Here is a 23,629-nt window from a genome sequence, read left to right on the forward strand (position 1 = left end):
GGCTTGTGCCATCGGTGGCAACGACGTATTTGCGTGGCATGAGCGAAGTGATGGATGGCCAGCGTGTGGTGCGCGTGGCGGCGGAAGACGATGTTGCGGTGGCGCTGGCCCCGATCGGTGCGGGTGCGTGTGTGACGGTCGATGGCGTCGAAATCGTGCTGCGCGATGACATCCCCGCCGGGCACAAGTTCGCGCTGCACTCCATCGCGAGCGGCGCCCCGGTCCATCGCTACCGCGCGCCGATCGGCCTCGCCTCCCGCGACATTGGGGCGGGCGAGCATGTCCACAGCCACAATGTCCGCACCGCGCTGTCGGGCGAACTCGACTATCGCTTCACAGCGCCTGCCGAGCGGCGGTTGAGCGACAAACATGCCGCGCGGACCTTCCGCGGCTATGTCCGCGCCGACGGCACGGTCGGCACACGGAACGAGCTGTGGATCCTGCCGACCGTCGGCTGCGTCGGACGGCTCGGCGAGCGGCTGGCGAATGCTGCAGCGGCGAAGGCAGAAGGGCGGATCGATGGCGTCCACGCCTTCAACCATCCGTTCGGCTGCTCGCAGCTGGGTGCGGATCTGGAGGGGACCGCGGCGATCCTCGCGGCGCTGGCGCAGAATCCCAACGCCGGCGGTGTGCTCGTGTTGGGGCTCGGCTGCGAGTCCAACCAGCTCGACGATATGCTGGCCCGCATACCGGCCGACCGGCGCGACCGCCTCGTCGCGGTGCGCGCGCAGGCGGAGGTCGACGAGTTCGCCGCTGGCGTCGCCGCGATCGACCGACTACTCGATGTGATGGCGGCGGACGTACGCAGCGACGTGCCGCTCTCCGCGCTGCGGCTCGGCGTGAAATGCGGCGGATCGGACGCCATGAGCGGCTTGACCGCCAACCCGCTGATCGGGCGGATGGCCGATGCGGTGACCCGGGCCGGCGGCACAGCGATCCTGACCGAAATCCCCGAGATGTTCGGTGCCGAAGGGTTGCTGCTCCAGCGCGCGGAAAGCGAAGAGGTGTTCGATCGCCTGACCACCGTCGTCAACCGCTTCAAGCGCTACTTCCTCGACCACGGTGAGCCGGTGTCGGAGAACCCGAGCCCTGGCAACATCGCTGGCGGCATCACCACATTGGAGGAAAAGTCGCTCGGTGCGGTGCAGAAGGGCGGGCTGGCAACGGTCGGCGACGTGATCGATTATGGTGGCCGCGCGACGCAGACCGGGCTGACGATCCTGGAGGCGCCGGGTAACGATGCGGTGTCGACGACCGCGCTGGCGGCGGCGGGGGCCACGATCACGCTGTTTTCCACCGGCCGTGGCACGCCGCTCGGCAGCCCGGTTCCGACGGTCAAGATCGCTTCCAACGGGCCCCTCGCAAAGCAAAAGGCGAACTGGATCGACTTCGACGCCAGTATCGTGCTGGACGAAGGGATGGAGCGCGGTGCGGATGCCCTGCTCGACCAGATCATCGAGATCGCCAGCGGCACGCCCACGCGCAACGAGCGGAACGACGAACGCGCGATCGGGATCTGGAAGCGTGGCGTGACACTTTAACTCAGACCAATTGCTGGACAGCCTGTCGCCGCGGTCGCTAAGGCCCCGGCATTGCATGAGAACCGGAGAATGGGCGTGATTGACGGAAGCATCCTGATCGGTGGGGAGGCGCGTCAGGCGACCGACCGGTTCCAGGCGGTCGACCCCAGCACCGGTCAGACGATCGAGGGCGATTTCTCCTCGGCCACGCCCTCGGACGCGGCGGAAGCTTGTGCGCTCGCCGAAGCCGCCTTCCCATCCTATGCCGCGCTCGCGCCGACCGATCGCGCCGCGTTTCTGGAGACGATCGCGGCGGAAATCCTGGCGATCGGCGATCCGCTGATCGAACGCGCGATACAGGAATCTGGCCTGCCGCGTGCGCGACTGGAGGGCGAGCGGGGGCGCACCGTCGGTCAGCTCAAGCTGTTCGCCGATGTCGTCCGCCGCGGCGATCATCTCGATGCGACGATCGATCCGGCGATGCCCGACCGCGCACCGCTGCCGCGTCCCGACCTGCGCCGCGTCAACATGCCGCTCGGGCCTGTTGCGGTGTTCGGCGCGTCGAACTTCCCGCTCGCCTTCTCCGTCGCGGGCGGCGACACCGCCTCGGCGCTGGCCGCCGGTTGTCCGGTCGTCGTGAAGGGGCACCCGGCGCATCCCGGCACCGGCGAACTCGTCGCCCGCGCAATCACTGCGGCAGTCGCCAAATGCGGCCTGCATGCGGGCGTCTTCTCCTATCTGCCGGGTGAAACCAACGCGCTCGGCAGCGCAATCGTCGCCGATCCCAATATCCGTGCGGTCGGCTTCACGGGCTCGCGTGGCGGCGGCCTCGCGCTAGTCCAGATCGCCAACGCGCGGCCCGAGCCGATCCCGGTCTATGCCGAGATGTCGAGCATCAACCCCGTCATCCTGTTCCCCGCCGCGCTGGCCGCACGCGGGTCGGGGCTGGCGGAAGGGTTCGTCCAGTCGCTGACGATGGGCGCGGGACAGTTCTGTACCAATCCCGGGCTGTTGTTGGCGATCGACGGGCCGGAGCTCGACGCCTTCGTCGCAGCAGCCGGTGCCACTTTGATAAAGAGCCAGCCGGTCACCATGCTGACGCCCGGCATCCATGCCAGCTACGAAGGCGGCGTCGCGGCGCTGGCCGGTCACAATGCGGTCCGTACCGTCGCACGCGGCTGTGTCGGGGACGGCGTGAACCAGGCGGTGGGCGCACTGTTCGAGGCGACGGCGGAGGCTTTCATCGCAGACGCCGCGCTCGGTCACGAGGTCTTCGGCTCGTCGTCGATCGTCATCCGTTGCCGCGACCTCGATGAAATCCTGCGTGTGCTTGGTTCGGTCGAGGGCCAACTGACGATTACGCTCATGATGGACGCGGCCGATCGCGATGCGGCGGCGCGTGTTGTTCCGGTCGCGGCGCGTCGGGCCGGTCGCGTGCTCGTCAATGGCTGGCCGACCGGTGTCGAAGTCGCACCGGCAATGGTCCATGGCGGCCCGTTCCCGGCGACGAGCGACGGACGCACGACGTCGGTCGGCACCGCCGCCATCGAGCGGTTCCAGCGCCCGGTCTGTTTCCAGAACCTCGCCGCCGATCTGCTCCCGCCGGCACTTGCGGATGCGAATCCGTGGGGCGTCGCGCGCCGGATGGATGGTATGCGCGAAGCGTCGCCGCACTAATTTCGGCCGGCGGGATCATCCGATACGCGTCGGGCGTTCCCGCCTGCCACTTGCCTGAAGGACGGCTGTGCCGCGCACCCTGACGATCGCCGCTCTCTCGCTGAGTTTTGCCGCCAGTTCGGCGCTTGCACAGACCGCAGGCGAGGTCGTCGTCGTCGGTCGCGGCCTGCCGCCACGACCCGGTGACGCGGCGTTCGACGTGGTGACGATCGACCGCGATCGGATCGCCCAATCGGCGAGCAATCGGCTTGAGGGCGTGCTGGCCGACGTCGCCGGGCTCCTACAGTTCCGCCGGTCGGACTCGCGATCAGCCAACCCGACCAGTCAGGGTATCACGTTGCGCGGGCTCGGCGGCAACGCATCCAGCCGGGCGCTGCTGATCCTCGACGGCGTGCCGCAGGCCGACCCCTTCGGTGGATGGGTCGCCTTTCCCGCCTATGCCACCGACGGGGTCGGTGCGATCCGCGTGACCCGTGGCGGCGGCAGCGGCTATTTCGGTCCTGGCGCGCTGGCCGGCACCGTCGAGCTGGAAAGTACCGGCCCCGCAGACGGCCCACCGATCCGCGCGCGCGTCGCCCGCGGCAGTCGTGCGTCGACCGAGATGTCGGGATCGGCGCAGCTCTCGCGTGGCGAGAGCTTCGCGACACTGGCGGCTGCCTATGCCTCAGGCTACGGGTTCATACCGATCATCGCGGACAGCCGCGGGCCGGTCGACCGCGCGGCGCCGTATCGACAGGCATCGGTCGCCGCCCGCGGCGTCCTCTCGCTCGGCGGTGCACAAGAACTTCAGGTCAACCTTTCCACCTTCACCGATCGACGCGACCGGGGCACGGCTTTCACCCGCAACACGAGCGAGGGTGCGGATGCCAGCCTTCGTCTGGTGAGCCGCGGCCGCTGGGGGGCGTCGCTGCTCGCCTATCTCCAGACCCGCAGGTTCGCGTCGCAATTCGCCGCCATCGACGCGGCGCGCCGGTCGGCGACGCTGACCCTCGACCAGTACAACACGCCGGCGACCGGTATCGGCGCGCGGCTGGAACTCGCACCGCCGGTGGGGGAGGGGATCGACCTTCGCCTGGGCGGCGACCTGCGCTCGGTCACCGGGCGTACGCAGGAACTCTACAGCTTCGTCGCTGCTGTCCCAACCCGTCGCAGGGTCGCAGGCGGGAGGACCCGGACGCTGGGCGCATTTGTGGACGCGAGTGCCGTCTTCGGACCGGTGACGGTAACGGCAGGCGGCCGGGTCGACGAATGGCGGATCGTCGACGGTCGGCTCAGCGAAGCGTTGCTCGCGGGCGGCGCGCCGTTGACGGACCCCGGCTTCCCGGACCGCTCCGGCCGGGAATGGACCGGCCGGGTCGGCGCGGCCTGGACAATCGCGGAGGCCGTGACACTCAGGACTTCGGCCTATCGCGGCTGGCGGCTGCCGACGTTGAACGAGCTCTATCGTCCCTTCCGCGTCAGCGCGGACGCCACCGCGGCCAACGCTGCACTCGATCCCGAACGGCTGACCGGCATCGATGCGGGCGTGACGATCGCTCCGACGCGTGGTGTCTCGATCGCCGCGACGGTGTTCCGCAATCGGCTGAGCGACACGATCGCCAACGTGACCGCCGGGCGGGGGCCGGGCACGTTCCCGGGAGTCGGCTTCGTCGCTGCCGGCGGCACCTATCGCATCCGTCAGAACCTGTCGGCGATCGACGCGACAGGCTTCGAACTTGACGCAAGCTGGCAGGGCAGGGCGCTGTTCGCCCTCGCGTCCTGGAGCCACGTCGACACCCGCGTGGCGGCAACCGGCCCGGCCGCCGCGCTCGACCGGCTCCGTCCCGCCCAGACACCACGCGACAGCCTGTCGACAACTCTCGGCTGGCGCCGCAACGGCCTATCGACCTCGGTGACGCTGAGGCACGTATCGGCTCAGTTCGAAGACGACCAGAACCAGCGCACGCTGGCACCGGCGACGACTCTCGACGGCTATGTCGCTGTTCCACTGACCGCCAGCCTGTCGATCGAAGCCCGCGCTGAAAACGTGACCGACACCCGCGTGGAAGCGGCGATCGGCGCAACCGGCGTGATCGAACGCGCCACGCCGCGGACGATGTGGCTGGGCATGCGCTTGCGGGGGTAGAGGGAATCGCGCTCGAGGCGAGATTTGGTGACCCCTACGGGAATCGAACCCGTGTTTCAGCCGTGAAAGGGCCGCGTCCTAACCGCTAGACGAAGGGGCCACGTCGCCGTGGGCTGGGCTCGGTTAGGGAAAGCTTGGGGCGGGGTCAACTGTCTTTCTTGGGATTTCGTATCAGTCGGCCCAGGCGGCGTCGTCGATGTGGAGTTCGGCCGCCGGGCGGCTGGACCAGTCGTCGATCTTGGCGCGTCCGGCCAGCCACAGGCGCCGATGGGGCGGGGCGCCGAGCAGCGCGGCTCCGAGCGGGGTTTCGGCAGCGCGGAACGCCATGGCCTTCAGGCTGCGGCCGTCGTCGCCGGCGACGATCGTGCGGACATGGCCGTTGCCGACGACACTGGCCTTCACGATCCGCACCGGGCCAGCGGCGATGCGGGGGCTGGGCCAGCCCATGCCGTACGGGCCGCCGACCTCCAGCGCGGTCACCAGATCGGGACAGACGCCCGCCGGTGCGAGGACGGCGTCGAGCAACAGGGCGCGGTTCTCGGAGGCCCGCGTGACGGCTTCGGCCAGGCGCTCCTCAAGGAAATCGGCAAAGGCGGCGACCCGGTCGGCCTCGATCGTCAGGCCGGCAGCCATCGCATGTCCGCCGCCGGCAGCGAGCAGGCCGTGTTCCTTCGCCGCCATTACCGCCGCGCCGAGGTCGACGCCGGGGATCGAACGGCCCGAACCCTTGCCGACGCCATGTTCGTCGACCGCGATGACGATGGCAGGGCGGCCCAGGCGTTCTTTAAGGCGCCCCGCGACGATGCCGATCACGCCGGGATGCCAGCCTTGGCCGGCGACGACGGCGACTTGGCGATCGGCGCCGAGCATCGCATCGGCGTCGGTCTGGACGCCGAGTTCGATCGCGCGCCGGTCTTCGTTCAGGCGATCGAGTTCCTCCGCGATGGTCCGCGCTTCGTCCGGATCTTCGGTCGTGAGCAGGCGCACGCCGAGATCGGATTTGCCGACACGGCCGCCGGCGTTGATTCGGGGTCCTAGCGCGAAGCCGAGATCGGTCGCGGTCGGTGCCCGGGTCAGGCGCGATGCGGTGATGAGCGCGGCGATGCCGGGGTTGCGGCGATTGGCCATCACCTTCAGCCCCTGCGCGACAAAGGCGCGGTTGAGGCCTTTCAGTTGCGCGACGTCGGCGACGGTGCCGAGCGCGACGAGGTCGAGAAGGTCGAGCAGCTTGGGTTCGGCGCGGTTCGCGAAGGCGCCGCGGGCGCGCAGGGTGCGGATGAGTGCGGCGCCGAGCAGGAAGGCGACGCCGACGGCCGCGAGATGCCCGTGTGCCGCGCCTTCGCCTTCGTCGAGGCGGTTGGGGTTCACCAGCGCGTGCGCGACGGGCAGGGCAGAGGCGCATTTGTGATGGTCGACGACGACGACATCGATGCCCGCATCCCGTGCGTCCTGCAAAGCCTCGAACGCCTGCGCCCCGCAATCGACGGTGACGATCAGCGTCGCGCCCTCTGCGCCAAGACGCCGCAGCGCGACGCCGGTCGGGCCATAGCCTTCGATCAGGCGGTCGGGGATATAGGCGGTCGGCGACAGACCGAGGTCGCGGAGCAGGCGGATGACGAGCGCGGCCGAGGTCGCGCCATCGACGTCATAGTCGCCGAACACCGCGACCGTCTCGCCCGCCTGAACCGCGTCGGCCAGGCGCTCGGCGGCGCGGTCCATGTCGCGGAAGATCGATGGATCAGGCATGAAGCCGCGGATGCTGGGCGTCCGGTGCGCCTCCAGCGCTTCCCGCGGACAGCCGCGCGACAGCAGGAGCTGCGTGACGAGATCATCGGGCACGAAGCCGCCGCCGACATCGCCGGCCAGCCCCCGCCAGCGCCATGGCTGGCCGAGTACCGAGCGTTCGATATTGAGAACCGCATTCACGGGCGGCGCGCGATCAGAGATACCATGGCTGTTCGCGGAACCACTTCGTGACGACATATTTGGTGCCCTTGGTCACCGCGGTCCCCTCATGCAGTGTCATCGGGTTGGGGCTGCCATCAGGTTTCATGTTGTTCCAGGCGAGCAACATGCGGGGGCGGGGCGGGATCTTGATGCCGGCCTGCGGGAACCAGGTCGCGCCGCCTTCCTCGACCTCGTTCAGATACAGCATCGCGGTCCAGGTGCGCTGGCCGCCCTCCTGCGTCATGCGCGGCCAATAGGGCTGGTCGCCGCGGAAATAGTCGTGGTGGGCGCGGAATTGCTGGCCGGGCGCATAACGCTGACCCTGCATCGTCTCGCCGTGCGGAGGGGCGATCCCGAGCAGGTCGGCGATGCGTTCGTCGATCGGCTGCACCATCGGTGAGAAGCGATCCATGTCGCAACTCTCGCTTGTACGATATTCGGGGTCGGGCGCGTCGGACAACAGGGTCGACGGGCGACGATGGCGATCGATCAGCTTGATCAGCGCCTCGCACTCCGCATCGGTCAGGAAATCGAGATGGTAGAAGACCTGCGCGCTCGGCACCTTGGCCTGCGCGACCGCCGGGTTGGCGGCGAGGCGTTCGGCGACCGACTGGCTGAAGGCGGCGCGGGCGCGGGAGGGCAGATCGGGATTGTCGACGGGACGGGCCATGCCGCGCAGATTGCGCTGGAGCGCCCCAAAAGCAAGGGGCCGACCGTCGCCGGCCGGCCCCAGAGCCTTACCAGAAAATGTCGTAGATCACGTCGACCACTTCACCGGTATCGATGTCGACCAGGATCGCGTCATTGTAATAGCGAACCCAGCGATACGGGCCATAGGCCGGCGGCAGGCGATAATCCCACGGATCGTTGATCCAGTAGTTCTGCGAGAACAGGATCGACCCGAGCGTCACACCGATGCCGAAGCGCTGATAGCCATAGTTATAGCCGCGCGGCGCGAAGTAGCGGGGCAGGCGATACGCCTGGCGATTGTTGCCGCGCCAGCCCTGCCAGTCGTAGCGGCGGTCGTTGCGCCAGTCGCGACTCCAGCGCTGGCCGCCACGGTTCCAGTCGTGATTGCCCTGGTTCCAGCCATTGCCCCGGTTCCAGTCACCGCGGCGTTGATCGCGCGCGAAATCACGACGGTCGTCCCGGCGTTCGTCGCGGAAGTCGCGGCGATCGTCCTGGCGGTCGCGCCGGAACTGGTCCTGCGTCACGCGGCCGTTGGCGAGGTCGCGGCGATCCTCACGGCGTTCCTGACGAAAGTCCTGTCGGTCGTCGCGGCGATCCTGACGGAAAGCCTCGCGGTCGCGGTTCCAGTCACGGTTCTGGCCGGGTGCCTGGACCTGACCCTGCGCCTGTGCCTGAGCACGCGCCGCTTCACGCTGAGCGCGCAAGGCGTCGCGAACGCCAGTCTGGCCGTTCGCCTGTGCCTGCTGGCGGGCCGCTTCACGCTGGGCACGGAACGCCTCGCGGTCGAAACCGCCGGCCTGTCCGCGCTCGGGGCGGTCAGGACGCTGGAACGAGTCCATGCTGCGTTCCGGACGCGGCGGCGGGGCAGGGCGATCCGCCTGGGGTGCACCGTCGCCACGGCCGGGACCGCCGCGGCGTCCCTGCCATTCCTGCGCGCTCGCCAGGACCGGCGAGAGCGCGGTTGCCGCGACCAGCGCGGACAAAATGAACTTCTTCATGGACCAACTCTCCACTCGCCGGTCCCCCGGCCCATCGTCGATGATGCCGGAATAAACGCCTCGGGGTGAGCCGTGGCTGAATTGCGTTGAAAGCAATTAGTCAGGATTCGATCCCCTACCGCCGCGTTGGCGAGAGGGCGGGCACCTCTTTCGCAGCCTCCGTGGGGTCGATATTCGGCGGCGGGGTCGCTTCCAGCGTCTCGTCGCCACGCGCGACGGCCGCGGCCTGAAGCACGGCGTCGACGAGTCGCGGGTAGATGCCGCAGCGGCACAGGTTGGTCAGGCTGCGGCGGACGTCATCCTCGCTCGGGTTGCGGTTGGTCCGCAGCATCGCCTGCGCAGTCATGACGACGCCGGGGATGCAATAGCCGCATTGGACGAGGTTGGCGGCGAGGAAAGCCTGTTGCAGCGGATGGTTGCGGTCGCGCGACAGCCCCTCGATCGTGGTGACGAAGCTGCCCTCCAGCGTGCCGATCTGCACGGTGCACGACCGCACCGCGCGGCCGTCGATGTCGACAGTGCAGGCGCCGCAGTCCCCGCTGCCGCAGCCATATTTCGTGCCCGTCAGGTTCGACGCGTCGCGCAGCGCGAACAACAGCGGCGTCGTCGGGTCCAGCGCATATTGGACAGGTTGGTTGTTGACGGTGAAACGGGTCATCGCAACCACCGTCCTATCCGCTCGAAAGCATGAACAAAAGGCGGAACGCGTCGCGGCATCCGGTGTTTGACGACGCAAATCGGTGAACAACACCCACGCGAAGGAGTCCGACCATGCCCAAGGCACTCAGCCAGTTCTCGATTACCCAGGAAGCCGATGGCTATGTCCTTCAGATCGAGGACGAAGACGGCGAGACGACCGAGTATAGCGCCACGCTGGAGCAGATCGACGACATCGCGATCGCGATCGAGGATCTGGATATCGTCGACGAGGATGACCCCGCGCTGCTCGGCGAGGACGACGAAGAACGGGTCGAGGATGAGGACTGAGTGTCCTCGCCGGTTTGATCAGCGGCGCTGACCGGTTTTTGGCGGCGTGGCGGTAGATTCCGGTGACAGCGGCCTCGGTCCCTGGGGCGTCGTCTCGAGCAAGGCGTCGCCGCCGATCGTGCGGTAGAGTTCCGTCAGGTTCTGGGCCTGCGCGAGACGCGTCCCGACGAGCGAGCGTTCGGCCGAGTAGAGCGAGCGTTGCGCATCGAGACTTTGAAGGAAGGTATCGATGCCGCCACGGTAGCGGGCGTCCGACAGGGTGTAATTATCGCGCGATGCGGCGAGCAGTGCAGTCTGTGCACGGACCTGATCGTCGATCGTTCCGCGACGGGCCAGGGCATCGCTGACCTCGCGAAAGGCCGTCTGGATCGTTCGTTCATAGGTCGCGAGCGCTCGGTCGAAGGTGGCGCGGGCCTGGTCGACCCCGGCGCGACGGGCGCCGCCGGCGAAGATGTCGTAATCGACCCCGCCGCTCGCACTCCAGGTGAACGCGTCCCCGCTGAACAGCCCGCCGAGCGCGCCGCTCGCCAGACCCAGCAGCCCGGTCAGGCTGATCCTCGGGAACAGCGCGGCGCGCGCGGCGCCGATCCGGGCGTTGGCCGCGCGCAGGTCATATTCGGACTGCACGACATCGGGGCGACGCAGCAGGACGCTCGAATCGAGCCCGGCGGGCAGTTCGGCGAGCGTCGGCAAAACCGCCTCGATCGACTCCGGCAACAGCGTCGAATCGACGTCCGTCCCGATCAGCAATCGCAACAGATTGGCATCCTGCGCCAGCGCGCTGCGCTGTTCGGCGAGGTCGGAATTGGCTTGCGCTAAGACGAGTTCGGCCTGTCGCAGGTCGGTGCGCGGGGCAATGCCGCCCTGCAAGCGGGCGCGGGTCAGGCGGACGCTGGTCTCGGCACTGCGCGCGGTACGCTCGGCGATCTGGAGCAGGCTGCGGTCGGCGGCGTAGGTCGTCCAGGCGTCGGCGATATCACCGACGAGAGCGAGGCGGGTGGCGCGGGCGGCAGCCTCCGTCGCGAAATAATCCTCCAGCGCCGCCCGACTGAGCGCGGCGAGGCGGCCGAACAGATCAATTTCGAACGAAGTGACGCCAACGCTCGCCGAATAGCTGTCGTTCACGCCGCCGCCGGAGCCGGTGGTGGCGCCTGTGCCTGTCCCGGTGCCGGGATTGGTTCCCGTGCCGACGCCGTTCGCGGACGACCCACGGCGAACGCTTGCCCCCAGTGAAGCGCCGACGGTCGGAAAGCGTTCGGCCCGCTGGATACGGAATTGCGCGCGCGCGATCGCGATGTTGGCGGCGGCGATGCGCAGGTCGCGGTTGTTGACGAGCGCGGTTTCGATCAGCCGCTGTAGCCGCGGGTCGCGGAAGATATCGCGATAGGTCACGGCGGGCAGCGCCGCCTCGCTCTGGCGCAGATAGGCGTCGCCGACCGGCCAGGATGGCGGCACCGGGGCGGCGGGCCGCTCATAGGTCGGCGTCATCGAGCAACCGGCGAGAGCGGTGGCGACGAGCAGGGTGATCGCGCGGCGCATCAGGCGTCTCCCTCCGCGGGCTTGGGATTGCCCTGATAGCCGGTCGGCTTTCCGCGCAGCTTGGCCAGCCCGTCGCGAACGCCGCGGCGGACGAGGACGAAGAACAGCGGGATGTAGAAGATCGCGAGGATCGTCGCGGTCAGCATTCCGCCGATGACGGCGGTGCCGATCGCGATGCGGCTGTTCGCGCCGGCGCCGGTCGACAGGGCGAGCGGCAGCACGCCGAAGATGAAGGCGAGGCTGGTCATCAGAATCGGCCGCAGCCGCAGCTTCGCCGCCTCCAAAGCCGCGTCGATCACGCGGGCACCCTTCTTTTCGGCCTGTTCGGCGAATTCGATCATCAGGATGGCGTTCTTCGCGGCCAAGCCCATCGTCGTGAGCAGCCCGATCTGGAGATACACGTCATTCTCCAGCCCGCGCAGGGTCACCGCGAACACCGCGCCGACAAGTCCCAGCGGAATGATGAGCAGCACCGCGGCCGGGATCGACCAACTTTCGTAGAGTGCGGCGAGGCACAGGAAGACGACCAGCAGCGACAGGCCGTAGAGGATCGGCGCCTGACCCGCCGACAGCCGCTCCTGATAGGATAGACCTGCCCAGGCGACCGAGGTCCCCGGGATCTGCGATGCCAGTTCCATCATCCGGTTCATCGCCTCGCCGGAACTGACGCCGGGGGCCGCCTGACCGGAGAATTCGAAGGCGGGTACGCCGGAGAAGCGCGACAGGGTCGTCGGTGCGGTCGACCAGCCGATCGTCGCGAAGGCGCTGAACGGCACCATCTGTCCGTCGCTGCCGCGGACGAACCATTTGGAGATGTCCTCCGGCGCGGCGCGATATTGTGCGTCGCCCTGGACATAGACGCGCTTCACGCGGCCACGGTCGATGAAGTCGTTGACGTAGCGGCCACCCCATGCCGTCGACAGAGTGGTGTTGACGTTGGCCTGCGTGAGGCCAAGCGCCGACAGTTTGGTCTGATCGATGTCGATCTTTAGCGTCTGAATATCCGGCAGATCGGTCAGGCGGACGGCACGGAGTTCGGGATCGGCGGTCGCGGCGGCAAGCAGCTTTTCGCGCGCGGCGACGAATTGCTCGCGGCTCAAACCGCTGCTGTTCTGCAATTCCATGGTGAAGCCGCCGGTCTGGCCGAGGCCGCGGATCGAGCCGGGGACGAGGGCGAAGACTTCGGCGTCGCGCAGCCCCTTGAACGCCGCGCTGGCGCGGTCGGCGATGGCGTCGGCGCCGTTCTCGATACCCTTGCGTTCGGACCAGTCCTTCAGGTTGAGGAAGCCCTGGCCGGTGTTCTGTCCCGACGCACCGCCGCCGCCACCGCCTGCACTGGTGAGCATGACGTCGACATTCTTGCCCTCCGGCCCGAGGAAATAGTCGATGATCTGGTTCTGTACCTGCACCGTCCGCGCCTGCGTCGCTCCGGCGGGAAGTCGGAACTGGATCTGGACGCGGCCCTGGTCCTCGGTCGGCAGGAAGCTGGTCGGCAGACGGAAGAAGAGCACGACCAGGACAGCGACGATCGCGGCATAGATCAGGAGGAACAACCACTTCCGATCGATGACGGTGCGCGACACCGTGACGTAGCGGTCGGAGGTGCGGTCGAAGAAGCGGTTGAACCCGTCGCCCGCGCGACGGACGAAGCCGGCGACGCGGGGGAAGCGGCGTTCCGCCCAGCCGTCGCGACCGTCGCCTTCGCCCTTTTGCTTCAGCAGGTTCGCCGTCAGCGCCGGGCTGAGGACCAGGGCGACGACGACCGAAAGGACCATCGCCGAGACGATGGTGATCGAAAACTGGCGATAGATCACGCCGGTCGATCCGCCGAAGAACGCCATGGGCAGGAACACCGCCGACAGGACGAGCGCGATGGCGATCAGCGCCACGGTGATCTCGTTCATCGATTCGATCGTCGCCTCGCGCGGCGACATGCCGGGATTTTCTTCCATCAACCGCTCGACATTCTCGACGACGACGATCGCGTCATCGACCAGCAGGCCGATTGCGAGGACGAGGCCGAACAATGTCAGCGTGTTGATCGAGAAGCCAGCGACCGCGAACACCGCGAAGGTGCCGAGCAGCACGACCGGGACCGCGATCGTCGGGATGAGCGTCGCGCGCCAGCTCTGGAGAAAGACGAACATGACGATGACGACGAGGATCACCGCCTCAATCAGCGTCTTCACCACTTCCTCGATCGAAAGCTTGATGAACGCCGTCGAATCATTGGGATAGGCATATTGCAGGCCCGGCGGGAAGTTGCGGGCGGCCTGCGTCATGAAGGCGCGGACGGCCTCCGCAGTGCCGAGCGCGTCGCCGCCGGGGGCCAGGTTGACCGCGATGCCGGCACCGGGGTGGCGATTGGTCTTGCTGATGGACGCATAGCTTTCCTGCCCCAGCTCGATCCGTGCGACATCGGCCAGCTGTACGGCCGCTCCGCTCGGTTGCGTCTTCAGGATGATCTTGGCGAATTGCTCCGGCGTCTGAAGCCGCGACTGGGCGGTGACGGTCGCGTTCAGCATCTGCGATTCGGCGTTGGGCACGCCGCCGACCTCGCCAGCTGCCACTTCGGTATTCTGGTTCTGAATCGCGGTAATGACGTCGCTCGGCATCAATTGGACCGCGGCGAGGCGGGCAGGGTCGAGCCAGATCCGCATCGCATATTGCGATCCGAACACGTTCGTCTCGCCGACTCCGTTGATGCGGCCGAGCGAATCCTGAAGGTTCGAGACGAGATAGTCCGACACGTCGGCGTTCGTCATCTTGTCGGTCGCGTCATAGACCGACACGATCATCAGAAAGTCGGGATTCGACTTGGTGACGCGGACGCCCTGTTCCTGCACCTGTTGCGGCAGGCGGCTGATCGCCTGCTGGATGCTGTTCTGGACCTGGACCTGCGCGATGTCCGGATCTGTGCCCTTTTCGAACGTGGCGGAGATCGTGACCGACCCGCGCGACGAGGAGGACGAGGTGAAATAGAGCAGCCCGTCGATGCCGGTCAGCTGCTGTTCCAGCACCTGCGTCACGCTGTTTTCCAGCGTCTCGGCCGACGCGCCGGGGAAGGTCGCGCGGACATTGACCTGCGGCGGGGCGACGTCGGGATATTGTTCGATCGGCAGCGTCATCAGCGCGCCGACACCGGCGAGCATGATGATGATCGAGATCACCCAGGCGAAGATCGGGCGATCGATGAAGATCCGCGAGATCATGAGGATTTCTTCGCGCTGTCACCCTTTTGCGCATCGCCGCTCGGCGGTCGCGCGCGCTGGACCGACCCCGCCGGGACCGGGCGGATGTCCTGACCCGGTTTCAGCTTGCCGAGACCCTGCGTGATGATCTTTTCCCCGGCGTTGATCCCGCGCGTGACGACCCAATAGGCACCTTGCGTGCGCGTGGCGACGACCTGGCGCTGCACCGCCTTGTTGCCGTCGCCAACAACGAAGATCGTCGCCGCGCCCTTCGCATCGCGCGAAACCGCCTGCTGGGGCACGAGCACGGCGTTGGGCTCGATCGCCTGATTGAATTGCGCGCGGACGAACATGCCGGGCAGGAGGAGCCCGTCGGGATTGGGGAAGCGGGCACGCAAGGTGACGGTGCCCGTGGCCTGATCGACCGTCACTTCGGTGAACTGGACTGTGCCGGTGTAGCCATAGTCGCTGCCGTCCTCCAGCTTCAGCCGGACCTGCGCGGTCGCCGGCATGACCTGACCCTGGGCGAGCGATCGGCGCAGGCGGAGCAATTCGGCCGCGGACTGCTGGATGTCGACGAACATCGGGTCGAGCCGCTGGATCACCGCCATCGGCTCGGTCTGGTTGTTAATCACGAGCGCGCCGACCGTCGACAGGCTGCGGCCGATGCGACCGGTGATCGGGGCGGGGACGCGGGTGAAGGCGAGGTTGACGCGCGCCGTCTCCAGCGCGGCCTGGTTCTGCGCGACCTGTGCCGCTGCCTGTCGCTGGGTGGCGATGGCGTCGGTATAGTCCTGCTTGCTGACCGCCTCCATCTCCGCGAGCGGGCGATAGCGGTCGGCGCGGACGCGAGCGGCTTCCGCGGTCGCGGCGGCGGCGGCGACGTTGGCACGCGCCTGATTGGCGGACGCTTGATAGAGCCGTGGGTCGATCTGGTAGAGCGTCTGGCCGGCGCGGACGAGTGCGCCCTCGGCGAACAGGCGTGAACGGACCAGTCCGGTCACTTGCGGCCGGACCTCCGAGGTTTCGAATGCTGCGGTGCGTGCGGCCAGTTCGGTCGGCAGCGGCACGGCGGTCGTGCGCGCGACGACATAGCCGACCTGCGCCGGTCCGCCGCGACCGCCTTTGGTCGCGCCGCCTTTGGACGACTCCTGTTTGTCACCTCCGCCGCCGCAAGCGCTGAGGGTGAGCAAAAGGGCTGCGGCGAGAACGCGGGAGGGACTGGTGTGCACGGTCGATCCTAACCGTTAGCAGGGAAGTTAGTTGCGCGGGCGGCACGATCTGTCTGCTGGCGGACGGTGGACGGATGTGGGATGCTTGGGGAAATGACCATGATTCTTCACGACTATTGGCGGTCGTCGGCTGCCTATCGCGTTCGTATCGGGCTGAACCTGAAAGGGCTAGGCTTTGAATCGGTTTCGCTCGACTTGAGGGCGGGCGAACAAAAGCTGCCTAGCTATCGAATCCTGTCTCCTCAAGGGCTTGTGCCGGCAATCGAGCATGATGGCGTCGTTCTGACCCAGAGCCTGGCGATCCTGGAATGGCTGGACGAGACGCACCCGGAGCCGGGCTTCCTCCCTTTCGACCCGACCGGGCGGGCGCGGGTGCGGGCGATGGCGTACACGATCGCGATGGACATCCATCCGGTCAACAACCTGCGGATCCTGAAGGCGCTGAAAGGGGATTTCGGGGCGGAGCAGCCGGCGATCGATGCGTGGGTTCGGCATTGGATCGCGGAAGGGTTCACTGCGCTGGAGGCAATGGCCGACGCGCCGTATCTGTCCGGCGAGACGCCGGGACTCGCTGATATCTGCCTGGTACCGCAGTGGTATAACGCTGAGCGTTTTGCGCTGGATACCTCTCCCTATCCCAAGCTGGCCGCTATCGTCGGACGGGCGAACGATCACCCCGCCTTCGCGGCCGCGCATCCGAGCCGCCACCCGCACGCGACGGATTGACGCCGCAGTGCAGCACGCCTAGTTGCCGCCGCAGATGGTGCCCGTGAGGGCGAAGAGGGAAGCCGGTGCAAATCCGGCGCTGTGCCCGCAACTGTAAGCCGGGAGCCGAGGGTCAACATGTCACTGGAAGCATCCGCTTCCGGGAAGACGGCCCGAAGGTGATGATCGGCAAGCCAGGAGACCTGCCATCGCGTCGTTCGCCGCCCGGCCGGGTCCAGCCATGCGCGTCGGGGAATGATCCCTTCGTAACGACAGCCATGTGGCCATAGTCGCGTCCTCCCGTGCGGGAGGGCGGGCCTGATATGTCGTTGCTGGTCCCGTTCGGTTCGACGCCGTGCGGGTGAGGATTGTTTCGTGACCAAGATTTCCTCCTCCGTTTGCACTGAGCTTGTCGAAGTGCTGTTCTTCTTCGCGAGAAAGGGCAGGGCTTCGACAGGCTCAGCCCGAGCGGTATTTTTGGCGACCGCTGCGCTACTTTCGACGCCGGCCGCCGCGCAGACCACCTTGGTTCAGGGCGATGACGTCGTCGTCACCGCAAACCGCACCGAACGGCCGGTCGATCAGGTCGGCCAGTCGGTCACCGTCATCGACTCCACCGAGATCGCGGCGCGGCAGTCCCAGGCCGTCGTCGATCTCCTTCGCACGGTGCCCGGTGTCAGCTTCACCCGCGCGGGCGGCATCGGCACCGTCGCATCGGTCAACATCCGCGGCGCCGATCCGCAGCAGACGCTGCTGCTGGTCGACGGCGTCAAGCTTGACGATCCGGCGAGTCCGGGCGGCGGCTATGACTTCGGCAACCTGCTGGTCGGTAACATTGACCGCATCGAAGTCGTCCGCGGCGCGCAGAGCGTCATCTGGGGCAGCCGCGCGATCGGCGGAGTGGTCAACGTCATCACCCGCGCGCCGAGCGACGATCGCGAGTTCGTCGCCAAGGGCGAGTATGGCTGGCGCGACACGGTCAACACGACTGCCAATGCTTCGGGCAAGCTCGGTCCGGTCTCGGCCAGCCTGGGCGGCCAATATTTCCGCACCGACGGTTTTTCCGCCTTCAACGAAGCCCGCGGCGGACGCGAGCGGGACGGCTATCGTCAGTATGGCGCGAACGGAAAGCTGGCGGTCGACCTGACCGATGGTTTCTCGCTTGAGGCGCGCGGGCGCTACTCGGACGCGAAGATCGACCTCGACGGCTTCCCGGCCCCGACCTTCGCGCTGGCCGACACCGCCGATTATTCGTACAACAAGGAGCTCAGCGGTTACGCCGGCGCGCGGCTGGCGCTGTTCGACGGCGCATTCCGCAATCGACTGGGTGTGGCTTATAGCCGCATCGACCGCGCCAATTTCGGAGCGACGGGACCGGCGACCTTCGATTCACGCGGCCTGAACCGCCGCTTCGAATATCAGGGCGTGATCCAGACCGGCATCGTCCAGGCAACGATCGGTGCGGAGAGCGAGCGGTCGCGGTTCGACGCTCTCAGCTTCGGCACCGCATCGCGAGCACGTGCGCTTATCAAGAGCGTCTATGGCGAACTGACGTTGACCCCGGTCAGGGGCGTCGCCCTGACCGGCGGCGTGCGCCACGACGACCACAGCCGCTTCGGTGGCGAGACAACGGCCGCGGGCAACGTCGTGCTGAGCCCAAACGATGGACGCACCGTGTTCCGCGCCAGCTATGGAGAGGGCTTCGGCGCGCCGTCGCTGTACCAATTGTTCGGCGATTACGGGAACCAGCGGCTGGTGCCGGAGCGCGCCAACAGCTGGGATGCCGGCGTCACGCAGCGGCTGCTGGGCGACGCTGTGCAGGTCCAGGCGACCTATTTCCACCGCGACACCCGCAATCAGATCGATTTCGTGTCCTGTTTCGGCGTGACCAGCGCGATCTGTGTCAACCGGCCGTTCGGCACCTATGACAACATCCGCCGCACGCGGGCCGAAGGGGTCGAGGCTACGCTGGTCCTCCAGCCGGTCGAGCCGCTTCGCGTGGCCTTCGCCTACGCCTATCTGGACGCGAAGAACCGCGACACCGGGCGCGTCTTGGCCCGCCGACCGAGCGAGAGCGTCAATATGGTCGCGGACTATCGGTGGGCGTTCGGCCTATCGACCGGAGCGACGATCACGCACGTCGGCGACAGCTTCGAAAACGCGACGAACAGCGTGCGGCTGGACGGCTATGTGCTGGTCGATCTGCGCGCGAGCCTGCCGATCGGCGACCGCTTCGAGGTGTTCGGCCGTGTCGAGAACCTGTTCGACGAGGCGTATGAGACGGTCTACCTCTACGGCACGCCGCGGCGTGCGGCGTACGGCGGGGTGAGACTGAAGCTGTGATCCGCTGGCTGGCGATGCTGTCGGTGCTGGTGGCTGGATGCGTTCCTGCTTCCACGCCCGTGCGCTCCGGGCGGCCGATGCGCATCGTCAGCCTGGATTATTGCGCCGACCAGTATGTGCTGAAGCTGGTCGGGCGCGATCGCATCGCTGCGGTCTCGCCCGATGCGGCGGCCGAATTCTCCTACATGCGGGCGGCGGCGCAGGGTGTGCGACAGGTGCGGCCGCAGGCGGAGGACGTCCTGCTGCTCAAGCCCGACCTCATCGTCCGCAGCTATGGTGGCGGGCCGAACGCGGCGGCGTTGTTCGCGCGGGCTGGCGTGCCGGTGCTGCAACTCGGTTATGCCGCCGATCTGGCGAGCATTCGCAAGGTGCTGGTCGACACCGCGACCGGGCTTGGCGAGCGGGCTGAAGGCGAGGCCATGGCGGCGGCGTTCGACGCGCGGCTGGCGAGGCTGAAACGCGCGGCGACGGGTAGGTCTGCGCTCTATGTGACGCCGGGGGGGGTGACGACGGGGCCGGGATCGATCGTCGATGAGATGTTGCGCGCGGGCGGGCTGGTAAACTTCCAGACTGCGGCCGGTTGGGGGCCGTTGCCCTTGGAGCAACTGGCCTATGCGCGACCCGACGTGGTCGCGGCAGCGTTCTTCGACACGCGGTGGAACCGGCCCGATCCGTGGAGCGCCGCGGCGCACCCGGTGGTGGGGCGGGCGCTGCGGGGCGTGCCGACGGCGGAACTGCCCGGGGCCTGGACGGCCTGTGGGGGGTGGTTTGTGTTGGATGCTGTGGAGCGTCTTTCTCGGATTGCTCACCCTCACCCTTCCGGAGCTACGCGCCTCCCTCCCTCTCCCAATGGGAGAGGGAAGGGTGAGGGCGGCGAAAGGTGAACGCGTGAAATTGTCCCTAGCCCTCGCAACCGCAAGCCTCGCCGCGATCATCGCCGCCTGCTTCCTCGGCTCCACCCAGCTTCCGGTCGATCGCCTGCTCGCCGCGCTCGCCGGCCAGGGCCTCCCGGGCGACGACATCGTCGTCTGGATGATCCGCCTGCCACGCGCGCTTGCCGCTTTCCTGGCCGGTGCCGCGCTCGGCATCAGCGGTGCGGCATTGCAGGGGCTATTGCGCAACCCATTGGCTGAGCCAGGGGTGCTCGGCGTCTCCGCCTGCGCGACCCTCGCCGCGACGGTCGCACTCTATTACGGCTTCGTCGGCACGTCGGCTGTTGCGCTGCCCGCGGCGTCGATCTTCGGCGCGTTGGCGGCGACGGCGCTGATCGCAAGCGTCGCGCTGCGCACGACCTCGGTCGCGACGCTGATCCTGATCGGTGTGGGTCTGTCGAGCTTTGCCGGAGCGATCATGGCGCTGCTTCTGAACCTCGCGCCCGATCCGTTCAGCCTGGCCGACATGATCAATTGGACTTTGGGATCCGTCGCCAACCGCAGCTTCGCCGAGATTACGGGCACGCTGCCGTTCATGGCTATCGGCGTCGGGCTGTTGATCGCGACGCGGCGGGGGCTCTCGGCGCTGACGCTGGGCGAAGAGGCGGCCGCCGGTATCGGCCTGAATTTGCGTCGCCAGCGGATCGCGGTCGTGTTGGGCGCAGGGCTGGCGACCGGCGCGTCGGTGGCGCTGGCCGGCGCGATCGGCTTCGTCGGCATCGTCGCCCCGCATCTCGTCCGGCCGTGGGTCGGTCACGACCCAGCGCGCAGCCTGCTGCCGTCCGGGTTGCTGGCCGGACTGTTCCTGGTGGTTGCCGATATCGGCGTCCGCCTGATCCCGACCACCGCCGAATTGCGGCTGGGCGTCGTCGCCGCGCTGGTCGGTGCGCCCTTGTTCGTCGTCATCGCGGCGCGGAGGCGGGGGGCATGATCCGGGCCGAGGGTTTGCGGTACGGCGATATCATAGCCGAAGCTTCGCTGAGTGTCGCGCCGGGTGAGCTCGTGGCGCTGCTTGGGCCGAATGGTGCGGGTAAGACGACGCTGCTGCGACTGCTTCTCGGATTATCGACGCTCGATGGCGGGCGCGTGGAGATCGACGGGAAGCCGGTCGCGAAACTCTCCCCGGCGGAGCGCGCGCGGCAAGTAGCCTATTTGCCGCAAACGCGACCGGTCGCCTGGCCGGCACGAGTGCGGGACATCGTTGCGCTGGGCCGGTTCGCGCATGGCTCGGCGGGGCGTTTGGGATCGACCGATGCGGCGGCGGTCGAGCGCGCCATCGATGCCTGCGATCTGGGTCATCTCGCCAATCGTGCCGCCGATACGTTATCGGGCGGGGAGGCGGCGCGGATGCACCTCGCCCGCGCACTTGCGGCCGAGGCGCCGCTCCTGATCGCCGACGAACCCGTCGCCTCGCTCGATCCGCGGCACCAGCACCGCGTGATGGCGTTGCTTTCGCAGTTCGTCGCGGGTGGGGGCGGGGCGCTGGTCGTGCTCCATGACCTCGACCTTGCTGCGCGCTATGCCGATCGCCTGATCTGGATGATGGATGGTTGGATCGTCGCCGATGGATCGGTCGCGGAGACGATGACGGCGGCGACGATCGCAGCGGTCTACGGTGTTGAAGCTCGGGTGACGGCGGACGGCGTCACGGTGATCGGCCCCGTTTAGCGCGCCGCCGGGCCGAAGCGTGCCGACAGGTCGTAAGCGGCGCCGACGAAGATCTGGCGGACATAGGTGATCGGTTCCCCGCCGCGCCATGTGCGGCGGTCGATCGCCAGGCAGGCGGTGTTGCCGGCGATCTGGAGCCGGCGCGCGGTCGCGGTGTCGGCACCGATCGCAGCGATGCGACTTTCCGCCTCCGTCCAGGCAACATGCTCAAGCAGCCATGCGCCGGGCGATGTCACGGAAAAGTCTGCGGCCTGCGCGTCCGGCACGGCAACCAGCGCGATCAGCCGGTCCTCGATCGCGAGCGGTATCCCATCGGCGAGATGGGTTCCGCTGAGGTGCAGCAGCGCGCCGCCGCGCGCCATTTCGGTTGCGACGGCATCCGCAGTGTCGGCGGCGCGGATCGCGCGGCTGTCGAGGCGGAAGGCATAGGTCTGGCCGCGGTTGCGGACTTCGACAGCGAGGTCGGGGATGTCGAGCACCATCGAATGGACCCGCGGCCGTGCAACGAAGCTGCCGGCACGCTTGCGACGCTCGATAAAGCCGTCCGCGGCGAGGGCCGCCAGTGCCTTGCTGACGGTCATTCGCGAACAGGCGTATTCGGCCATCAGCTCATGCTCGACGGGAATGCGTGACCCCGGAGCCCGTGTCCCGGCGAGGATGTCGCGTTCCAGATCGCGCCGGATACGGTCATGGAGCGGCGTCATGCCAGCAGCCGGGAGAGCGTGACGCGATAGCGCTCGGCGATGCGGTCGCGAGAGACGTGCCGCCCGCCTGCGACGACCTGTCGCCCCCGTCGCCAGACACCGTCGATCGCGCCGCGACCGGCGGCGAAGACGAGCGCATCGAGCAGAGCGTCTCCGTCACGTCCCACAAGGGCGGGGTGGTTCGGGTCAAGCGTCATGAAGTCGGCGGCGTCTCCCGGAGCCGCGAGCGCCTGTGTGCCGCCGGCGAGGGCGTCGCGATAGAGCCGAGCACCACTCGAACCCCGCCCGGCCAGCGGATTGCGTACCCGCCGCGTCAGACGCTGGCCATAGTCGAGCAGGCGCAGTTCCTCGGTCGCGTCGATCAGCATGTTCGAGTCCGATCCGATCCCGAACCGCCCCCCGGCCGCCTGCCATTCGACGGCCGGGAAAATCCCGTCGCCAAGGTTGGCCTCGGTGATCGGACAGAGCCCGGCGACAGCGCCAGTCCTTGCGGCGCGTTCGGTCTCGATCTCGGTCATGTGGGTGGCGTGAACCAGGCACCAGCGCGGGTCGACATCGGCATGGTCGAGAAGCCATTCGACAGGCCTTGCGCCAGACCAGGCGATGCAGTCGTCGACTTCCTTCATCTGTTCGGCGACATGGATATGGACGGGGCCAGTCGTCAGTGTCGGCAGGGTGGCCAAGTCGGTCGGCGTTACCGCGCGCAAACTGTGTGGGGCGACGCCGACAACGGCGTCGGGCAGCGGCGACACGGCCGAGATACTTGCGTCGAGCAGGCGGGCGAAGCCGTCGAGGCCATAAACGAACCGCCGCTGTCCATGCGTAGGTGCCGCGCCGCCAAAGCCCGACTGCGCATAATAAACCGGCAGCAGCGTAAGGCCGATCCCCGTCTCCCCCGCCGCCGCTGCAAGTGCCACCGCCATCGCTGCCGGGTCGGCATAAGGCGTGCCGTCCGGCGCGTGGTGCAGATAGTGGAACTCGCCGACGCGGGTGAAGCCGCCCTCCAGCATCTCGACCTGCGCCATGGCGGCGATGGCGTGGAGGTCGTCGGGCGTCAGACGGTCGACGAAGCGATACATTGCCTCCCGCCACGTCCAGAAGCTGTCGACCGACCCTTCCGCATGTTCGGCAAGCCCGGCCATGCCGCGCTGAAAGGCGTGACTGTGGAGGTTGGGCAGGCCGGGGAGGGCGATCGCGTGATGCTCATCGCCGGACTCGCGCGTCGCGTTGGGGATGGCATCGACGATGCGACCGTCGGTCACGGTGATGCGCACCGCTTGCTCCCATTCGGACGGACTGAGCCAGCGGTCAAAGAAGAAAGTCGGCATACGATAATGTCTATACATTAAAGATGGGGCATGCAAAGTCACT

At 67.8% G+C, this 23,629-nt stretch carries 18 protein-coding genes, 1 tRNA gene and 1 riboswitch; of the genes, 9 read left to right on the forward strand and 10 right to left on the reverse strand.

Annotation, left to right across the window (positions count from 1 at the left end; translation table 11 throughout):
- The first annotated feature begins 38 nt into the window (after positions 1-38).
- The 3 genes from ACFSC3_RS06080 (at position 39) to ACFSC3_RS06090 (ending at position 5,322) form a co-directional block, all read left to right on the forward strand.
- Positions 39-1,541 (forward strand): UxaA family hydrolase, encoded by a 1,503-nt coding sequence (locus ACFSC3_RS06080; protein ID WP_380939498.1) that lies wholly within the window; start codon positions 39-41, stop codon positions 1,539-1,541.
- Positions 1,542-1,616: 75 nt separating this feature from the next.
- Positions 1,617-3,197, forward strand: coding sequence for an aldehyde dehydrogenase (NADP(+)) (locus ACFSC3_RS06085; RefSeq protein WP_380939499.1), 1,581 nt, complete (start codon positions 1,617-1,619; stop codon positions 3,195-3,197).
- Positions 3,198-3,264: 67 nt separating this feature from the next.
- On the forward strand, positions 3,265-5,322 hold the full coding sequence (locus ACFSC3_RS06090) for a TonB-dependent receptor (protein WP_380939500.1): 2,058 nt from the start codon (positions 3,265-3,267) through the stop codon (positions 5,320-5,322).
- Positions 5,323-5,347: 25 nt separating this feature from the next.
- Here the strand turns inward: ACFSC3_RS06090 and ACFSC3_RS06095 are convergent.
- From ACFSC3_RS06095 to ACFSC3_RS06115, 5 genes are all read right to left on the reverse strand, one after another.
- Positions 5,348-5,422, reverse strand: a tRNA-Glu gene (locus ACFSC3_RS06095).
- 71 nt (positions 5,423-5,493) lie between these two features.
- A complete protein-coding gene (gene recJ / locus ACFSC3_RS06100) occupies positions 5,494-7,248 on the reverse strand; it encodes a single-stranded-DNA-specific exonuclease RecJ (protein WP_380939501.1) in 1,755 nt (584 codons plus the stop codon).
- A 13-nt stretch (positions 7,249-7,261) separates the two neighbouring features.
- Positions 7,262-7,939, reverse strand: coding sequence for a prolyl hydroxylase family protein (locus tag ACFSC3_RS06105; RefSeq protein WP_380939502.1), 678 nt, complete (start codon positions 7,937-7,939; stop codon positions 7,262-7,264).
- Between the two features lie 67 nt (positions 7,940-8,006).
- On the reverse strand, positions 8,007-8,957 hold the full coding sequence (locus ACFSC3_RS06110) for an RcnB family protein (RefSeq protein WP_380939503.1): 951 nt from the start codon (positions 8,955-8,957) through the stop codon (positions 8,007-8,009).
- A 115-nt stretch (positions 8,958-9,072) separates the two neighbouring features.
- The gene (locus ACFSC3_RS06115) at positions 9,073-9,615 is read right to left on the reverse strand and encodes a (2Fe-2S)-binding protein (protein WP_380939504.1); all 543 of its coding nucleotides are present in this window, start codon (positions 9,613-9,615) and stop codon (positions 9,073-9,075) included.
- Between the two features lie 113 nt (positions 9,616-9,728).
- Between ACFSC3_RS06115 and ACFSC3_RS06120 the strand changes: the two genes are divergently transcribed.
- The gene (locus ACFSC3_RS06120; protein ID WP_380939505.1) at positions 9,729-9,944 is read left to right on the forward strand and encodes a hypothetical protein; all 216 of its coding nucleotides are present in this window, start codon (positions 9,729-9,731) and stop codon (positions 9,942-9,944) included.
- 18 nt (positions 9,945-9,962) lie between these two features.
- On the opposite strand, the gene ACFSC3_RS06125 is transcribed toward ACFSC3_RS06120, so the two are convergent.
- From ACFSC3_RS06125 to ACFSC3_RS06135, 3 genes are read right to left on the reverse strand one after another with little or no spacing between them, the layout of a single operon-like run.
- Entirely contained in the window at positions 9,963-11,483 is a 1,521-nt protein-coding gene (locus ACFSC3_RS06125) for an efflux transporter outer membrane subunit (protein ID WP_380939506.1), read from the reverse strand.
- Positions 11,483-14,695, reverse strand: coding sequence for a multidrug efflux RND transporter permease subunit (locus tag ACFSC3_RS06130; protein WP_380939507.1), 3,213 nt, complete (start codon positions 14,693-14,695; stop codon positions 11,483-11,485). Before ACFSC3_RS06130 ends, ACFSC3_RS06125 begins: the two co-directional genes overlap by 1 nt.
- Positions 14,692-15,906: an efflux RND transporter periplasmic adaptor subunit gene (locus ACFSC3_RS06135; RefSeq protein ID WP_380939508.1), complete on the reverse strand. Its 1,215-nt coding sequence runs from the start codon at positions 15,904-15,906 to the stop codon at positions 14,692-14,694. Before ACFSC3_RS06135 ends, ACFSC3_RS06130 begins: the two co-directional genes overlap by 4 nt.
- Before the next feature lie 93 nt (positions 15,907-15,999).
- Between ACFSC3_RS06135 and maiA the strand changes: the two genes are divergently transcribed.
- The 5 genes from maiA (at position 16,000) to ACFSC3_RS06160 (ending at position 21,554) form a co-directional block, all read left to right on the forward strand.
- On the forward strand, positions 16,000-16,632 hold the full coding sequence (maiA, locus tag ACFSC3_RS06140) for a maleylacetoacetate isomerase (RefSeq protein WP_380939509.1): 633 nt from the start codon (positions 16,000-16,002) through the stop codon (positions 16,630-16,632).
- 18 nt (positions 16,633-16,650) lie between these two features.
- Positions 16,651-16,835, forward strand: a riboswitch (cobalamin riboswitch).
- Between the two features lie 253 nt (positions 16,836-17,088).
- Positions 17,089-18,954, forward strand: coding sequence for a TonB-dependent receptor plug domain-containing protein (locus tag ACFSC3_RS06145; protein WP_380939510.1), 1,866 nt, complete (start codon positions 17,089-17,091; stop codon positions 18,952-18,954).
- Positions 18,951-19,838, forward strand: a complete 888-nt coding sequence (locus tag ACFSC3_RS06150; RefSeq protein WP_380939511.1) for an ABC transporter substrate-binding protein — start codon at positions 18,951-18,953, stop codon at positions 19,836-19,838. The genes ACFSC3_RS06145 and ACFSC3_RS06150 overlap by 4 nt, the downstream gene beginning before the upstream one ends.
- Positions 19,839-19,842: 4 nt before the next feature.
- Complete coding sequence (locus ACFSC3_RS06155; protein ID WP_380939512.1) at positions 19,843-20,817, forward strand: FecCD family ABC transporter permease; 975 nt, start codon at positions 19,843-19,845, stop codon at positions 20,815-20,817.
- On the forward strand, positions 20,814-21,554 hold the full coding sequence (locus tag ACFSC3_RS06160; RefSeq protein WP_380939513.1) for an ABC transporter ATP-binding protein: 741 nt from the start codon (positions 20,814-20,816) through the stop codon (positions 21,552-21,554). The genes ACFSC3_RS06155 and ACFSC3_RS06160 overlap by 4 nt, the downstream gene beginning before the upstream one ends.
- On the opposite strand, the gene hutC is transcribed toward ACFSC3_RS06160, so the two are convergent.
- Entirely contained in the window at positions 21,551-22,258 is a 708-nt protein-coding gene (gene hutC / locus ACFSC3_RS06165; RefSeq protein WP_380939514.1) for a histidine utilization repressor, read from the reverse strand. The two genes, ACFSC3_RS06160 and hutC, sit on opposite strands and share 4 nt — an antisense overlap.
- The gene (locus ACFSC3_RS06170; RefSeq protein ID WP_380939515.1) at positions 22,255-23,586 is read right to left on the reverse strand and encodes a formimidoylglutamate deiminase; all 1,332 of its coding nucleotides are present in this window, start codon (positions 23,584-23,586) and stop codon (positions 22,255-22,257) included. The genes hutC and ACFSC3_RS06170 overlap by 4 nt, the downstream gene beginning before the upstream one ends.
- Between the last annotated feature and the right edge of the window lie 43 nt (positions 23,587-23,629).

It is taken from the genome of Sphingomonas floccifaciens (genome assembly GCF_042681125.1).
Taxonomy (GTDB): Bacteria; Pseudomonadota; Alphaproteobacteria; order Sphingomonadales; family Sphingomonadaceae; genus Sphingomonas; species Sphingomonas floccifaciens.

Excerpts from the sequence above, each read along its gene's own strand:
- ACFSC3_RS06120 (WP_380939505.1), top strand. The coding sequence starts at position 9,729 with ATGCCCAAGGCACTCAGCCAGTTCTCGATTACCCAGGAAGCCGATGGC.
- ACFSC3_RS06130 (WP_380939507.1), bottom strand. The coding sequence starts at position 14,695 with ATGATCTCGCGGATCTTCATCGATCGCCCGATCTTCGCCTGGGTGATC.
- ACFSC3_RS06110 (WP_380939503.1), bottom strand. The coding sequence starts at position 8,957 with ATGAAGAAGTTCATTTTGTCCGCGCTGGTCGCGGCAACCGCGCTCTCG.
- ACFSC3_RS06115 (WP_380939504.1), bottom strand. The coding sequence starts at position 9,615 with ATGACCCGTTTCACCGTCAACAACCAACCTGTCCAATATGCGCTGGAC.
- ACFSC3_RS06105 (WP_380939502.1), bottom strand. The coding sequence starts at position 7,939 with ATGGCCCGTCCCGTCGACAATCCCGATCTGCCCTCCCGCGCCCGCGCC.
- ACFSC3_RS06080 (WP_380939498.1), top strand. The coding sequence starts at position 39 with ATGAGCGAAGTGATGGATGGCCAGCGTGTGGTGCGCGTGGCGGCGGAA.
- hutC (WP_380939514.1), bottom strand. The coding sequence starts at position 22,258 with ATGACGCCGCTCCATGACCGTATCCGGCGCGATCTGGAACGCGACATC.
- ACFSC3_RS06170 (WP_380939515.1), bottom strand. The coding sequence starts at position 23,586 with ATGCCGACTTTCTTCTTTGACCGCTGGCTCAGTCCGTCCGAATGGGAG.
- ACFSC3_RS06125 (WP_380939506.1), bottom strand. The coding sequence starts at position 11,483 with ATGCGCCGCGCGATCACCCTGCTCGTCGCCACCGCTCTCGCCGGTTGC.
- ACFSC3_RS06160 (WP_380939513.1), top strand. The coding sequence starts at position 20,814 with ATGATCCGGGCCGAGGGTTTGCGGTACGGCGATATCATAGCCGAAGCT.
- maiA (WP_380939509.1), top strand. The coding sequence starts at position 16,000 with ATGACCATGATTCTTCACGACTATTGGCGGTCGTCGGCTGCCTATCGC.